15 protein-coding genes are annotated in these 14320 nt (G+C 71.9%); 8 read left to right on the top strand and 7 right to left on the bottom strand.

Annotation, left to right across the window (positions count from 1 at the left end; genetic code table 11):
• Nucleotides 1-18: 18 nt before the first annotated feature.
• From ASF25_RS05285 to rsgA, 5 genes are all read right to left on the bottom strand, one after another.
• Entirely contained in the window at nt 19-978 is a 960-nt protein-coding gene (locus tag ASF25_RS05285) for a prephenate/arogenate dehydrogenase family protein (RefSeq protein ID WP_056266581.1), read from the bottom strand.
• A complete protein-coding gene (locus ASF25_RS05280) occupies nt 971-2107 on the bottom strand; it encodes a histidinol-phosphate transaminase (protein ID WP_056303732.1) in 1137 nt (378 codons plus the stop codon). The genes ASF25_RS05285 and ASF25_RS05280 overlap by 8 nt, the downstream gene beginning before the upstream one ends.
• A 73-nt stretch (nt 2108-2180) precedes the next feature.
• Nucleotides 2181-2630, bottom strand: coding sequence for a GNAT family N-acetyltransferase (locus ASF25_RS05275; RefSeq protein ID WP_056303730.1), 450 nt, complete (start codon nt 2628-2630; stop codon nt 2181-2183).
• Nucleotides 2623-3099: a hypothetical protein gene (locus ASF25_RS05270; protein WP_244472905.1), complete on the bottom strand. Its 477-nt coding sequence runs from the start codon at nt 3097-3099 to the stop codon at nt 2623-2625. The genes ASF25_RS05275 and ASF25_RS05270 overlap by 8 nt, the downstream gene beginning before the upstream one ends.
• 7 nt (nt 3100-3106) lie before the next feature.
• On the bottom strand, nt 3107-4114 hold the full coding sequence (gene rsgA, locus ASF25_RS05265) for a ribosome small subunit-dependent GTPase A (protein ID WP_244472904.1): 1008 nt from the start codon (nt 4112-4114) through the stop codon (nt 3107-3109).
• A 365-nt stretch (nt 4115-4479) separates the two neighbouring features.
• Between rsgA and ASF25_RS05260 the strand changes: the two genes are divergently transcribed.
• Genes ASF25_RS05260 through ASF25_RS05245 form a run of 4 tightly spaced genes read left to right on the top strand, consistent with a single transcriptional unit; the run spans nt 4480 to nt 8841 of the window.
• Nucleotides 4480-5688, top strand: a complete 1209-nt coding sequence (locus tag ASF25_RS05260) for a homoserine O-acetyltransferase (RefSeq protein ID WP_156368867.1) — start codon at nt 4480-4482, stop codon at nt 5686-5688.
• Nucleotides 5689-5698: 10 nt separating this feature from the next.
• Entirely contained in the window at nt 5699-6397 is a 699-nt protein-coding gene (gene metW, locus ASF25_RS05255) for a methionine biosynthesis protein MetW (protein ID WP_056176260.1), read from the top strand.
• Between the two features lie 46 nt (nt 6398-6443).
• Nucleotides 6444-7583: a phytanoyl-CoA dioxygenase family protein gene (locus ASF25_RS05250; RefSeq protein ID WP_200927278.1), complete on the top strand. Its 1140-nt coding sequence runs from the start codon at nt 6444-6446 to the stop codon at nt 7581-7583.
• Between the two features lie 10 nt (nt 7584-7593).
• Nucleotides 7594-8841 (top strand): hypothetical protein, encoded by a 1248-nt coding sequence (locus ASF25_RS05245; RefSeq protein ID WP_056303726.1) that lies wholly within the window; start codon nt 7594-7596, stop codon nt 8839-8841.
• Here the strand turns inward: ASF25_RS05245 and ASF25_RS05240 are convergent.
• Together ASF25_RS05240 and ASF25_RS05235 are read right to left on the bottom strand one after the other, a co-directional pair.
• The gene (locus ASF25_RS05240) at nt 8805-9536 is read right to left on the bottom strand and encodes a methyltransferase domain-containing protein (protein WP_244472903.1); all 732 of its coding nucleotides are present in this window, start codon (nt 9534-9536) and stop codon (nt 8805-8807) included. The two genes, ASF25_RS05245 and ASF25_RS05240, sit on opposite strands and share 37 nt — an antisense overlap.
• 123 nt (nt 9537-9659) lie before the next feature.
• A complete protein-coding gene (locus ASF25_RS05235; protein ID WP_056303724.1) occupies nt 9660-10895 on the bottom strand; it encodes an amidase in 1236 nt (411 codons plus the stop codon).
• 110 nt (nt 10896-11005) lie between these two features.
• Between ASF25_RS05235 and ASF25_RS05230 the strand changes: the two genes are divergently transcribed.
• The 4 genes from ASF25_RS05230 to rlmJ all read left to right on the top strand — a co-directional run bounded on the left by ASF25_RS05230 (nt 11006) and on the right by rlmJ (nt 14175).
• Nucleotides 11006-12037 (top strand): extensin family protein, encoded by a 1032-nt coding sequence (locus ASF25_RS05230; RefSeq protein WP_056303722.1) that lies wholly within the window; start codon nt 11006-11008, stop codon nt 12035-12037.
• A gap of 149 nt (nt 12038-12186) precedes the next feature.
• Nucleotides 12187-12654 carry a hypothetical protein gene (locus ASF25_RS05225; protein WP_056176244.1) on the top strand — a complete coding sequence of 156 codons (468 nt, stop codon included), beginning with the start codon at nt 12187-12189 and terminating at the stop codon, nt 12652-12654.
• A gap of 20 nt (nt 12655-12674) precedes the next feature.
• Nucleotides 12675-13319, top strand: coding sequence for a ribonuclease T2 (locus ASF25_RS05220; RefSeq protein WP_056303823.1), 645 nt, complete (start codon nt 12675-12677; stop codon nt 13317-13319).
• Nucleotides 13320-13329: 10 nt separating this feature from the next.
• On the top strand, nt 13330-14175 hold the full coding sequence (gene rlmJ / locus ASF25_RS05215; protein ID WP_056303720.1) for a 23S rRNA (adenine(2030)-N(6))-methyltransferase RlmJ: 846 nt from the start codon (nt 13330-13332) through the stop codon (nt 14173-14175).
• The last annotated feature ends 145 nt before the right edge of the window (nt 14176-14320 follow it).

Here is a 14320-nt window from a genome sequence, read left to right as displayed (position 1 = left end):
CCTTCCCGGGCTGAAGCCTCAGGCGGCGGGCGGCACCTTCTCGGGTGCCGGCCCCGGCCGGGCACGGCCGAAATCGGCTTCGGCCGTCTCCTGGCCCATGGCGACGATGCCTTTTCGGATGGTGCGGGTTCGGGTGAACAGCTCGTGCAGGGCGTCGCCGTCGCCCCAGCGGATGGCGCGGGCGAGCGCGGCGAGATCCTCGTTGAAACGCCCAAGCATCTCCAGCACCGCGTCCTTGTTGGTCAGGAACACATCCCGCCACATGGTCGGATCGGAGGCGGCGATGCGGGTGAAATCGCGGAACCCGCCGGCCGAGAACTTGATCACCTCGGACTGCGTCACGGCCTCGAGGTCGGCGGCCGTGCCAACGATGTTGTAGGCGATGAGGTGCGGCACGTGGCTGGTGATGGCGAGCACGAGGTCGTGGTGCTCGGGCGTCATGGACTCGACGATGGCGCCGAGCCCTTCCCAGAAGGCCTGAACCCGCGCGGTGGCCGCAGGGTCCGTGTCTTCGGGCGGGGTGAGGATGCACCAGCGCCCCGAGAACAGGGTCGAGAACCCGGCATCGGGCCCGGAATACTCGGTGCCCGCCACCGGATGGGCCGGCACGAAGGCGACGCCCTCGGGAATGTGCGGCGCCACGGCCGCGACCACCGAGGCCTTCACGGACCCGACATCGGACACGATGGCGCCGGGCTTCAGAGCGCCGCCCATGGCCTCGGCCACGGCCCCGACGGCGCCCACCGGCACGCACAGGATCACGAGGTCCGCCCCCGTCACGCCGGCCGCGACGTCGTCCGTGGCCGTATCGGCGAGGCCGAGGGCCCGAACGCGCTCCAGCACGCCCGGATTGCCGTCGATGGCCACGATGGTCCGGGCGAGGCCGTACTGGCGTGCGCCCCGGGCGATGGACGAGCCGATCAGCCCGAGCCCCACGATGGCGAGGGTGTCGACGACGGGTGTGGCGAGCTCAGGCACGTGGGGCGGCCCCGAGGAAGTCGGTGAGCGCGGCGAGGAAGGCCGCGTTGGCCTCGGCGCTGCCGACGGTCACGCGCAGGGCATGGGGCAGGCCGTAGGACGAGACCCGCCGGGTGATGATCCCCCGGGCGGTCAGGAACGCGTCGGCCTCCGCCGCCGAGCGGCCGGCTTCATCGGGGAAGTGCACCAGCACGAAGTTGGCGACGCTCGGCGTCACGGTGAGTCCCAGGGTTGTCACACCCTCGACGAGCCGGGCGAGCCACGTGTCGTTGTGGGCGATCGCCCCCGCCACGTGCACCTCGTCGGCGATGGCCGCCGCCCCCGCGGCGATGCCGGGGCCGGACAGGTTGAACGGCCCGCGGATGCGGTTGACCGCGTCGGCGACCTCGCCCGGGGCGACCATCCAGCCGATGCGCAAGGCGGCCAGACCGTGGATCTTCGAGAAGGTCCGGGTCATCACCACATTCTGGGATTCGAGCACGAGGTCGAGGCCGGCACTGTAATCGTTGGCGCGGACATACTCGGCATAGGCCCCGTCGAGGACGAGAAGCACGTGCGGCGGCAGGCCCGCGTGCAGGCGACGGACCTCGTCGAACGGCAGGTAGGTGCCGGTCGGGTTGTTGGGGTTGGCAAGGTAGACGATCTTCGTGCGCGAGGTGACGGCGGCCAGCATCGCGTCGACATCGGCCGTGAGGTCGCGCTCCGGCACCACGACGGGCGTGGCGCCGGCGGCCAGGATGGCGATGCGGTAGACGAGGAAGCCGTGGGCGCAGAAGATCCCCTCGTCGCCCGGCCCCAGATAGGCGTAGGCGAGGAAGGACAGGAGTTCGTCCGACCCGGCGCCGCAGACGATGCGGGCGGGATCGAGGCCGTAGCGCCGGCCGATGGCATCGCGCAGGCGCGCCGAGGTGCCGTCCGGATAGAGTTCGAGCTTGCCCGACGCTTCCCGCAGGGCGGCCAGGGCCAGCGGGCTCGGCCCCAGGGGCGTTTCGTTGGACGAGAGCTTGTGGATCTTGTGCGCCCCCGGCACGCCGCTCTTGCCAGGCACATAGGCCTCGATGGCGAGGACGCCCGGGCGGGGCACCGGGCGGGTGGAGACGGGGGTCTCGGGGGACAGGGCGGAGGACATGGAACGGGCCGGGGTGATCGCGAGGGGCACCGTCTAACAAAGCTTGCCGGGCTTGACGAGGCGAGGCCGCGGTTCAGCGGCCCTTGCGCAGGGGTCGGACGAAGCCGGGGCCGCCCGGGGTGAAGCCCGTGGCGCGGCAGAAATCGGCAAGGTCGGCGGAGTCGGCCGACGCCACGACCTGAAGGGTGTCGCACTCGGCCATGCGGGCTGCCTGCGAAGCGGCCTTGAGCAGGAGCCGTCCGATGCCGCGCCGGCGCTGCTCGGCTCCCACGAACAGGGTGGTGATCTGGGCGACGGGACGGGCCTCGGCGACGCTCCGGTACCAGTGCAGCACCACGAGGCCGCTCGGCGGCCCCCATTCCTGTGCGACGAGCGCGACACTCGGCCCGGTCCGTATCGCTTCCAGGCGCTCGGCCAGGGCTTCGGCCGGCATCGCAAGCCCGATCTCGGCGAGCAGCACGGCGAGGCCGGGCGCATCGGCGGCGCTCGTGGCACGGATCTCGAGGCCGTAGCGGCTAGCCAAGATGCGATCCGGTTACAGGATGGGTTTCGTTTGTCGGTCCGCCGGCTCGTGCCTCCGCCCAGGCCCGGTCGCGCTCGCCCTGCGCGGTCCGGATTGCGGCGCTCTGCCGTTCCTGCTCGGCATGAAGCGCCCGCAGGCGCCGGGCCTCCCGCGCCGCCAGCTTGCGCCGACGCGCCTCGGCGGCACGCTTCTGGGCCTGCAACTCCTCCACGGTGATCGGGGCGGGCGGAGCCTTCGGCTCAGGCGCAGTCGTGGAGGCGGTCTTGGATGCGCGCCAGGCATAGGAGGGCGCCGGCCGCGTCCTCGGTGCGTCGAACGCCTCCGCCTGCGCCAGGGTCAGACCGGCGGCGGCGGCGATGCGGGCGGCGGCGGCCCGGCCGGCCGCACGCTCGCCCGGCGTCGCACCGCGCTCCATCAGTGCCCGGCACTTGGCGAACCGGTCCCGGTCGAGGGGAGGCCACGCGCTCACGGGCGGCTCAGCGCTTCTTGTTGCCGCGCGGGCCGGTCAGAACGGGCGTGTTCACCCGGTTCTCGTCCAGGAGCTTGCGCCAGCGCGACAGGCGCTCGGGATCGAGACGGCCTTCGGTCACCGCCGCCTGGACGGCGCAGCCGGGCTCGTGCGCGTGGGTGCAGTCGCGAAACCGGCACAGTGGCGCCAGTTCGACGATCTCCGCGAACAGGGTCTCGATCCCGTCCGCCGCGTCGCTGACGTGAAGGGTGCGCATTCCCGGCGTATCGATGACCCAGCCGCCGGCCGCGATGGCGTGGAGCGAGCGCGCCGTGGTGGTGTGGCGGCCTTTGGCGTCGTGCTCGCGGATGCCCCCGGTGAGCTGGGGCTCCTCCACGCCGTCGCCCGCCAGGGTGTTGACCAGGGTCGACTTGCCCACCCCGGAGGAGCCGACGAGCGCCACGGTCCGGCCGGGCCCGCACCACGGCGCCAGGGCCGCGATGGCGTCCGGCTCGCGGGGGTTGATCATCACCACGGGCAGGTCGCGCTGGAGGGCCTCGGCCGCGCGGCGGTAGGTCTCGGCGTCGGCGGCCGTGTCGGCCTTCGTCAGGAGGATCACCGGTTCGGTCCCGGCCTGGTTGGCCAGCGCCAGGTAGCGCTCCAGCCGGGCCGGATTGAAGTCGGCGTTGCACGAGGTGACGATGAACAGGGTGTCGACGTTGGCCGCTGCGAGCTGCGGGACCTTCGAGCCTTCGACGCGGCGCGCCAGCAACGTTCGCCGCTCCAGTCGGCTCAGGAGGGTGCGGGCGGCGGGATCGATGAGCACCCAGTCGCCCACGGCGTAGGCGCCGGTGTTGGTGTTGTGGTCCAGGGCGAGCTTGACGGAGCCCTCCGGCCCGATGGCGCTCATGCGCGAGCGATGGACCATGCCGATGCGGGCCGGCATACCCGGCCTGTCGGCGATCTGATCGGCGAAGAACGGGGACCAGCCCAGGGCGATCAGAGCGTCGGGCAGGGCGTTCACGGGCTCGGGCAACGGTTTGAATTCCTTGGACAGGGCGGCGCGTTGCAGCGGAGACGAAGACGTCCGCCGTAAAACGCTTCACCGCTTCGTCGGGTGGACGACGCCGAGACATCTCTTCGCAACGACGACACCCCCTCGACCTGGCAGGATGTCGATTCACGTCTACACCGTTTCGACGCGGTATGCGGGTTCGACGCGCGTCCATCCCCCGATGACGCACACCCCGATGACGCATGGTTTCGTTGACGCTCGGCGAGGCGCACACTACCTCCATCTGCGACGCGACGGCTCCGCACGCCGCCGGGATGTCGCCTCCCCTCCTCCGCATGGCGACCGCCCACTTCGTCCCGCGACCTCCCCCGTCAGATCTCCCCCTCATGACCATGTCGCTCGATCCTCCCACCCAGACCCGAGCCGAGGCGACCGATACGGACGGCCCCCCGGTGATCGAGGCCAAGGCGCAGGCCACCCAGGGGCATCTGGCGCAATTCGGCCTGGACGAGCCCCTGGCGACGGATGCCGGCGTGGCCCTCGCACCGTTCCAGATCGCCTACCAGACTGCGGGTACCCTCAACGCCGACCGCTCCAACGCCGTGCTCATCTGCCACGCGCTGACGGGCGACCAGCATTTCGCCCACACCCATCCGGTGACGGGCAAGCGCGGCTGGTGGGAGACCCTCGTCGGGCCGGGCAAGCCCGTCGACACGGATCGGTACTTCGTCGTCTGTTCCAACGTCGTCGGCTCGTGCATGGGCTCGACGGGCCCGGCCTCCATCGAACCGACGACGGGCCGGGCCTACGGCCTCGATTTTCCCCTGGTGACCATCCGCGACATGGTCCGCGCGCAGGCGATGCTCCTCGACCGCCTCGGCATCGAGAACCTGTTCCTGTGTATCGGCGGCTCCATGGGCGGTATGCAGGTGCTGCAATGGGCGGCCCTCTACCCCGAGCGGGTGTTCGCCGCGATGCCCATCGCCACGGGGGCACGGCACTCGGCCCAGAACATCGCCTTCCACGAGGTCGGCCGGCAGGCGATCATGGCCGATCCGGCCTGGGCCGAGGGGCGCTACCTCGAGGCCGGCACCCGTCCCGCCAAGGGCCTCGGCGTCGCCCGCATGGGCGCGCACATCACCTACCTGTCGGAACCGGCCCTGCACCGGAAGTTCGGACGGCGCTTCCAGGGCGGGTCGGCGCCCACCTTCTCGTTCAACGCCGATTTCCAGATCGAGAGCTATCTGCGCCACCAGGGCCTGAGCTTCGTCGAGCGTTTCGACGCCAATGCGTACCTGTATCTCACGCGCGCCATGGACTATTTCGATCTCGCCGCCGACCATGGCGGCGTGCTCGCCAACGCCTTCCGGGGTACGAAGACCCGTTTCTGCGTCATGTCCTTCACCTCCGACTGGCTGTTTCCCACGGCCGATTCCCGCGCCATCGTGCATGCCCTCAACGCGGCTTCGGCGGCGGTGGCCTTCGTGGAGGTCGAGAGCGACAAGGGGCACGACGCATTCCTCCTCGACGAGCCGGTGATGTTCGGCGCGGCGCGCGGCTTCATCGACGCCGCCGCCCGGGCGCGCGGTCTATGAGAACCTCGCTGTGAAGTCCCACCGCGTCGTCGCCCCGGCCCCGTGGGATGCCGCAGCCTCCCTGCCGCGCGGCGACCTCGGGAGCGCGCGGGTCGATCACCTCGTGGTGCTCAGCCTCGTGGCCCCGGGTGCCCGGGTCCTCGACATCGGTTGCGGCGACGGCACCCTGCTGGCGCTCCTGCGCGACCGGCGCGGCATCGACGGGCGCGGCATCGAACTCTCGCGCGAGGGCGTCAACGCCTGCCTCGCGCGCGGGCTGCCGGTGATCCAGGGCGACGCCGACACCGATCTGGCGAACTACCCCGACGACGCCTTCGACGTGGTGGTCCTGTCACAGACCATCCAGGCGACGCGCAACCCGCGCATCGTCCTCGAGCACCTCTTGCGCATAGGCCGGCAGGTGGTGATCTCCTTCCCGAATTTCGGACATTGGCGGGTGCGTGCGGAGTTGGCCTTTCGTGGCCGCATGCCTGTCACCGCCCTGATGCCGGAAGAGTGGTACGAGACCCAGAACATCCACCACTGCACCATCCGGGACTTCGTCGGCCTGTGCCGGACGGTGGGCGCGCGGATCGAGAAGGCCACGGCCCTCGACGCGCGCGGCCGGCCCATGCGTTTTTCCATGCCGTGGTGGGTGTGGAACCTCATCGGCGCACAAGGCGTGTTCCTGCTGAGCCTGGACGCCGGCGAGACGCCCCCGCAACCGTGAAAGCCGTGGCCCCGCGTCCGCGCGGCCCGATTCAAGGAGGAGAGCCATGGGATACGACGCGGCCTTGACGTCGGCGGGGGCCGTCACCCTCCTGCCCGGAATTCCCACCTTCGAGTCGCCGTTCCTGGATTGCGACGGCTTCGTCCCGGCGATGAGCCCGGAGCACCTGTCCGTCGCGCGCCAGCTGCGCGAGCAGGGTTATGCGGTCATCGACTTTCCCGACGCCGATTTCGACGCCCGCGCCGCCGCGATCCGCGCCGCCCTGGACGGAGGCTTCGACTGGGCGCGGTGGCGCGCCACGGGCTTTGCCGCCAACGAGGGATTGCGGGTTCAGGACGCCTGGAAGACCCAGCCCGACGTGATGGCGCTCGCGGCCAACCCCGCGGTCCTCGATCTCCTGACGGCGGTGTTCGGGCGCGAGGCCAAGCCGTTCCAGACCCTCAACTTCCCCGTCGGCACCCAGCAGCAGACCCATTCGGACGCCTCGCATTTCAGCTCGGTGCCGGAGAAGTTCATGTGCGGCGTCTGGGTCGCCCTGGAGGACATCGAGGCCGATGCCGGGCCGCTGATCTACTATCCCGGCACGCACAAGTGGCCGGTGATCAACAACGAGCACCTCGGCGTCACGGCCCTGCACTTCCAGAACGGCAACGCCTGGAAGCCCGGCAACGCCTACGATGCGACCTGGAACGCCCTCCTCTCCGCCCACAAGCGCGAGCCCAAGACCTTCCTCGCCCGAAAGGGGCAGGCGCTCATCTGGGTCGCCAACATCCTCCACGGCGGCGCGCGCCAGACCAATCCGGACCGGACCCGGTGGTCACAGGTGACGCACTACTTCTTCGACGGGTGCGCCTACTACACGCCGTTCTTCTCGGACCCGTTCCACGGCAACATCCTGTTCCGTGAACCCATCGACATCCGCACGCGGGAGCCCATGCGCAACGTCGTCGGCGGAGCCCCGATCGATCCGGACTTCGTTTCCGAGGCGACGGACCGGGCCAAGCGCGTGGCCGGCGGCCATGAGGCCCACCGCTCGCAACTCGCCGAGGCCCAGGCGGAACTCGCCTACCACAAGGACCGGGTGGAGCGCCTGCGCGCCTCCCTGTCCTGGCGGATCACCGCGCCCCTGCGCAGCGACGCCGTGCAGCGGGTCGGCCGATGGTTCTCCCGCCCGCGGGTCTCGTGACCCCCACGCCATGCCCGTGAGGCGGTGGTTCGGGGGCCAGGCCGCCGCCCTGGCGGCCTTGACCCCCTCCGCCCTGCGCTTCCTGCCGCCCGACCTCGACCCGAGGCAGGTCGAGGCCCTCTGCGCCCTGGTGACCGGGGCGGGGTTCTCGCCCGACGCGTATCGCGCGCAATCGCCGGCCCTCGGTGCGGCGGTGCCGGATGCGCGCACGGCCGTACTCCACCTCCTGAGCTTCTGCGGCGACGAGCAGGTCACCTACCCGCTGCGCCTCGATCCGACCGGGCTCGACACCCTGACGCGCAGCCGCCTGTGGCATCGGCGCGGGCGGGCCCGCCTCGCGGCGAGCCTCGTGAACGCCCACCTCGCCCAACGGCCCGACGTCGTCGCGGACCCGGATTTCTGGGCCGAAATCCTGCCGGCCCTCGCCCGCGTCGGCCGGCCGTACCTTCTCGTCGGAGACAGTCACTCGCGGCTCTACCGGCGGGTGGGGCTGCAACGGTCCGGGCCGATCCTGCCGATCCACGTCCTGTGCACGGCGGGCTCGGCGGCGGGACTGGACAACCCGGCCTCGCGCTCGGGCTACGGCGCGCGCCTCGCACGCCTGGCCGATGCCCTCGCCCGCGTGCCGGCCGCCCGCGGCCTGCCGATCCTGTTCCAGTTCGGGCAGGTCGACATCGAGTTCGTCGCGGCCTTCCGGCGCATCGCGAACGGGGAGCATGCTTTCGACGAGACGGGGTTCGAAACCTTCTGCGACCGCACGGCGGCGGCTTACGGCGCCTTCCTCGTCCGCTGGTTCTCGGGCCTCGGCCCGGTCCATGTCCTGTCGGTGTTCCCGCCGGCCCTGTCGGACGAATCCTGGGCGGACGGATACTGCAACGCCCACGTCCTCGCCCTGGAAGGCGTGGCGGGCGACCGCACCGCCACGGCTGCGGCCGTGGCGGCCCTGGAGGTCCCGTCCCTCGCCGAGCGCACCCGCCTGCACCGTGCCTTCAACGACCGCCTGTCCGCCCTGTGTGCGCGCGAGGGCTTCGGCTTCGTCGCGCTGTTCGATGCCCTGCTCGGTCCCGACGGGACGGTGGCGCCGCGCTTCATCGCAGGCGCAGGGGGGCGCGACCACCATCTCGACGAGGCGCCCCTGCGGGCACCGACCCGCGCGGCCCTGGAAGCCGCCCTCGGGCGTCGGCAAGGGATGATGCAAGGGATGGTGGATCGGATGATGGATCAGATGCGCCGGATCGTCAGAGTCGCGACGGCGTAGGTCACCCGGGCTCCGCCGGCATCGAACCGGCGCAGCACCCGCCGCAACCCCCCGGGCGTCAGCGGCGGCCGTCCCTCCGGCGTGCCGGCGCCGATGGCGCGCAGGGCCGCGAGGAAGGCGCGCCCGTCCGCATGGGCCTCGACCACGGGCTCGTCCGAGACCGCCACGGTGCAGCCCGGGATGCGCAGGGCGGCGAGGGCCGCCACGGTGGGATAGGCCGGCGTCGCGGCCTCGAAGTCGAGGTCGGCGTGCGCCCGGCGCCACTCGGCGAAGGTGCCCGAGGCCAGGGTCGCCACGGCGAGGTGCCCTCCGGGCGCGAGCAGTCCGGCGAGCCGCGCCAGGGAGCCGGACAGGTCCTCGAACCACTGCGCCGCCAGACTCGAGCAGACGAGGTCGAAGCCGGGCGTGAGGCAGGGCCGTTCCCCGTCCATGACCACGAAGCCGGGCCCCGGCCCGAGCCGGGCGCGGCAGCGCAGGGCCATGGCGGGCGCGATGTCGGTGGCGAGGTACGGGCCCGGCACGATCCGGCGGTGCAGGGCCGCCGTGAGGAGACCCGTGCCGCAGCCGACCTCCAGCACCCGCGGCGCGGGCGCCAGGGGCAGGGCCGCGATGCGCGCGGCCAAGCCCTCGGCCACCCGCGCCTGAATGCCGGCGGCGGCATCATAGCCCTCGGCCCCGTCGAAGGCCCGGGCCACAGCCTGCTTCCAGGAACGCATCGGGGCCGAGGGCTGAACTCCAGGATCGGGTGAGTCGTGGCGATAGCCGTCGGGCGGTTCCGGCTCAAGCGACGCGCCGACAGTGGGCCGCCTTCCCGGGCCTCACTCGTCCAGCGCACCCTCGATCATCCGCGCCACGGCGAGCGCCCGTCCATCGTCACCGAAGCGGGCGATGATCTGCACGCCCAGGGGCAGCCCGTCGCCCGGGACCGGCAGGTTGACGCAGGGCACGCCCATGAGGGTCCAGAGGCGGTTGAAGCGCGGGTCGCCGGTGCTGGCGAGGCCAGCCGGAGCGCGACCCGGGGCCGAGAACGTCAGCAGCGCGTCGAACTCCGAGAACACGTCCTTGAGGACGCGCCGGGCGCGGTGCGCCGTGCGGCGGGCCCCGTCGTAAGCGTCGGCCGTGAGGGCCTGGGCGCCGTCGAGTTCGGCCCGCAGCCCGGGCCCGAGGGCGTCGCGGTGATGGGCGTATTCCCAGGCGAGGGCCTGGCGTGCCTCGAAGGCCTGGATGATCGCCTGGACCGCCCAGGCTTCGGCGAGGGCTCCTGGCAGGACGAGATCGGTGACGGTAGCCCCGGCGGCCTCCGCCGCGCGGGCCGCACGATCCAGGGCCGCCACGGCGTCCGGGTCGGCGGGCCCGGCGAAATCCTGGCGCACGAGGCCGATGCGGGGTGCCGCGAGGCCGCCCTCCGCCAGATCGATGCCAGGGCGATCGGCCAGGAGCGCGAGGGCGTGGGCGACATCGCGGATGCCGGCGCCGAACAGCCCGAGGGTGTCGAGGGCCCACGAGAAGGTCTTCACGCCCACCGTGGGCAGCAGGCGGAACGACGGCTTGATGGCCGCGACCCCGCAGAAGGCGGCGGGGCGGATCACCGAGCCCGCCGTCTGGGTGCCCAGTGCCAGTGGCACGAGGCCGGCGGCCACCGCCGCCGCCGACCCCGACGAGGAGCCGCCCGGGGTGTGGCCGGACGCGTGCGGGTTCACCGTGGCGGACGGGTCGCGGCTGGCGAAGGGGCAGGTCACGGTCTTGGCGAGCGGCACGGCGCCGAGGGCCCGCAGGCGGGAGACGATGGCGGCGTCGGCCTTGGGCCGCCAGCCGGCATAGATGGCCGAGCCCATTTCCGTCGGCATGTCGGCGGTGTCGATGATGTCCTTCAGGCCGACCGCGATGCCCGCGAGGGGGCCATCCCGAACGATCGCCGGATCGGCGGCGATGTGCGCGAGGGCGCCGAGGCCCGGCTCGCGCGCCGCGATGGCTTCACGCGCGCGGGCGATGGCGCCGTGCGGATCGAGGGTGCCGGCACCGAGCCGGGTGCGAAGGTCGACGAGGGACTGCATGCCCCTGGAGTCCGATCCGCCGCGCGATCTGTCAACACGTATCCACATCCCGATCTTCCGATCCGCAGCGTTGACGGAGCGTTTACGCAAAGTCGCGCATCGTCCTCATCATGTGGCGTAGCGTTCTCGCGTTCTCCGCCCTTGCGCTGTTCGGCGCGGGGCTCACCGGCTGTGCGCTCAACAAGTTTGAGCAGCGCGAGCCCTGGCGCGACCAGACCGAACAGGCCTGCAACGCCAAGCGCTTGGTCGAGACCGGCGAGTTCATCACCCAGGTGAAGGCCATCGAGGGGCCGGGCGTCTGCGGCATGCTGCAGCCCTACCGGGTCACCCGGATGGGCGGGGGCAGCGTCGCCCTCAAGCAGCGCATGACCCTGGCCTGCCCGGCGCTGGCGGAGGCCGAAGCCTGGCTCGCCGACACGATCCAGCCGGCGGCCGCCCTGTATTTCGGCCAGCCCGTGGCCGAGATCAACGCCGGCACCTACGCCTGCCGCGGCCGCAACAACCAGGTCGGCGCCAAGCTTTCGGAGCACTCCTTCGGCAATGCCCTCGACATCATGTCGTTCAAGCTCGCCGACGGCTACGTCATCACCGTCAAGGGTGGCTGGCGCGGCACGGAAGCCGAGCAAGGCTTTCTGCGCGAAGTGTTTTTGGGCGCCTGCGCGCGGTTCTCGACGGTTCTGGCGCCCGGCTCCAACGTGTTTCACTACGACCACATCCACGTCGATCTCGCGCGCCACGACCCACGCGGCCTGCGCCGGATCTGCCAGCCGCTGATCAAGTTCACCCCCCAGCTCGGCGGCGAATCCACGGCCCGGCCGGTCGCGCGGCCGCGTCCCGTCGAGCGCCTGCCGGCGCCGCCCCAGGCTCCGGTGGACGTAGAAGAGGACGATCCCTACGGCGTTACCCCCCTGTCCCAGGCCACGCCGCAGAACCGGAATGCGCCGCGCGCCGCGCCGTCACATCTGGCCCGTGCGCCGGTGGAGGCCCCGTCACACGCCCGGTCCGCGCCGTCCGCCTACGTCGCCGCGCCGGCCCCCCGGCCCCGCCTCGCCACCACGCGCCCCCTGGACGAGCCGGCCACGGGATTCGCGCGCGAGCCCCTGTCGCTGCAGGCCCCCGGCCTGTCCGGCCCGATCTACTGAACCCCGACGACCCGGCGGGTCCGCGACTGTGCCCCCCGTACCCCAGGGGGCGTGAAACCGACGGCCGGCGCGGCGGGCAAGCTTGACTCCGACGGGGCAGCGGCCATCGTTCCGCGCAACCGTACGGACTCCAGCAAAAGATTGCCGGCATGCGCCCGAATCGATCCTTCACGACCTTCGCCCTCGGCCTCGTCCTGGCCGCGACCCTGCAGCCGGCGTTGGCCCGCTCGGGCCGCGAGGAGATCACCCCCGCCGAGGAGCGCGAGTTCAACTACGACGCCAACATCCCCGGCTGCCAGGCCTCCGAGGTGCTGGAGCGGCTCTCGACGAACTTCGCCGAGAAGGAGGCGAAGTTCTGGAACTCGTCGCTCACCATCGTGAGCTACGAGCGCATCGAGCGCACGGCCTGGCGCCCCTGGGGCCTCGACTTCGTACCCCGGCGCTACTGCAGCGCGGTGGCCACCACCTCGGACGGTGTCCGGCGCAAGGTCGACTATTCCGTGCGCGACGGGCTCGGGATCATCGGCGCCGACTGGGGCATCGAGTTCTGCGTCCACGGCCTCGACCGCAACCTCGCCTACGCCTACGCCACGGCCTGCCGCGAAGCCCGCCCGTGACCTTCTTTCGCAAGGCCGTTCTGGCCCTGGCCCTGCTCGCGGGCAGCGCCACGGCGGCCCAGGCCCAGGGCTACGACCAGCGCGGCACGCCGGGGGCGTTCGACTTCTACGTCCTCGCCCTGTCGTGGTCGCCGACCTATTGCGACGGGGACGGCGCGCGGCGCGAGGCCGACGGGCAGTGCCGTCCGGGCCGGGGCCTCGGCTTCGTCGTCCACGGCCTGTGGCCGCAATACACCCGGGGCTACCCCTTGAACTGCTCCAGCGTCGAGCGGTCCCCGACCCGGCAGGCCATGGAGGCGGCCGGCGACGTCTATCCGAGCGAGGGCCTCGCCCGCCACGAGTGGCGCCGCCACGGCACCTGCTCGGGCCTCGATCCGGCGGCCTATTTTCGCGCGGCCCGCACGGCGCGCGAGGCGGTGACGATCCCCGACGCGTTCCAGAAGCCCGGCGCCGACACCCGCGCCGCGCCCATCGAGATCGCCCGGCAGTTCGTGATGGCCAACCGGGGTCTGCGCCCCGACATGATGTCGGTGGCTTGCGTGCGCGGCCGGCTGCAGGAGGTGCGGATCTGCTTCTCCAAGGATCTGCGCGGCTTCACCCCCTGCCCCGAGGTGGCGCGCCAGAATTGCCGGGCCGGCGAGGTCGCCATCGACGCAGCGCGCTGAAGGTGCTCCCGTGAACTACCGCCACGCCTTCCACGCCGGGAACTTCGCCGACGTCCTCAAGCACCTCGTCCTGACGCGGGTGCTGACGCATCTCCAGGCCAAGGCGACGCCGTTCCGGGCCATCGACACCCATGCGGGCCTCGGCTTCTACGACCTGACGGGCGACGAGGCCGGGCGCACGGGCGAGGCGGCCGAGGGCTGGGGCCGCCTCGACACGCCGTTCCCGGAGGCCGTCGAGAGCCTGCTCGGCCCCTACCGGGCGGCGGTGGCGGCGGTTCAGGCCCGCCACGGCGCCACCACCTATCCGGGCTCGCCCGCCCTCATCCGCGAGTTCCTGCGCCCCACCGACAAGGGGGTGTTCGTCGAGCTGCACCCCGCCGACGCCGAAATCCTGCGTGACCGCTACAACCAGGATTCGCGCACCAAGGTGATGCATCTCGACGGCTGGACGGCTTTGGGCTCTCTGATCCCGCCGCCCGAGCGGCGCGGCGTCGTGCTCATCGACCCGCCCTACGAGGAACTCGGCGAGATCGACCGCCTTGGGGCGGCCCTGACCAGGGCCGTGGCGAAGTGGCCGACGGGCACCTACCTCGGCTGGTACCCGATCAAGGACGTGGCCCTGGTGGACGCCATGGTGGCCGACCTCCACGGCGCCCTGAACCGCCCGGCCCTGCGCCTCGACCTGCTGGTCAGCGAGCCCGACCCGACGCGGCTCAACGGGAACGGCCTCATCGTGATCAACCCGCCCTGGACCCTCGCCGAGGAGGCGATGCTGTTCCTGCCGGCGCTCGCCGAGCGCCTCGCCCGCCGCGATTACGGGGCCTTTCGCTGCGAGGCATTCGGGGCGGTCGCGTAGGGTCGAAACCCGACCAGCTTCACCGTATGGAACGGCTGAGTCGGGCGGATGAACGAACCCGCTTGCGCGGGATGGGTGGCAGCTTCGAGGGTTTCGGATTGAGACGAGCGCCCTGCGCTGATTGAGCGTCGCCCGGCCTGGGCGG

Source organism: Methylobacterium sp. Leaf100 (assembly GCF_001422845.1).
GTDB lineage: Bacteria > Pseudomonadota > Alphaproteobacteria > Rhizobiales > Beijerinckiaceae > Methylobacterium.
The sequence above is the reverse complement of the archived record's forward strand: the minus strand, read 5'-3'. Positions and strand labels throughout refer to the sequence as shown.

What these genes read in the sequence shown, in the direction of transcription:
- ASF25_RS05280 (WP_056303732.1), bottom strand. Translation starts at nt 2,107, where the DNA reads ATGTCCTCCGCCCTGTCCCCCGAGACCCCCGTCTCCACCCGCCCGGTG.
- ASF25_RS05260 (WP_156368867.1), top strand. Translation starts at nt 4,480, where the DNA reads ATGACCATGTCGCTCGATCCTCCCACCCAGACCCGAGCCGAGGCGACC.
- ASF25_RS05250 (WP_200927278.1), top strand. Translation starts at nt 6,444, where the DNA reads ATGGGATACGACGCGGCCTTGACGTCGGCGGGGGCCGTCACCCTCCTG.
- ASF25_RS05245 (WP_056303726.1), top strand. Translation starts at nt 7,594, where the DNA reads ATGCCCGTGAGGCGGTGGTTCGGGGGCCAGGCCGCCGCCCTGGCGGCC.
- ASF25_RS05235 (WP_056303724.1), bottom strand. Translation starts at nt 10,895, where the DNA reads ATGCAGTCCCTCGTCGACCTTCGCACCCGGCTCGGTGCCGGCACCCTC.
- ASF25_RS05230 (WP_056303722.1), top strand. Translation starts at nt 11,006, where the DNA reads ATGTGGCGTAGCGTTCTCGCGTTCTCCGCCCTTGCGCTGTTCGGCGCG.
- ASF25_RS05225 (WP_056176244.1), top strand. Translation starts at nt 12,187, where the DNA reads ATGCGCCCGAATCGATCCTTCACGACCTTCGCCCTCGGCCTCGTCCTG.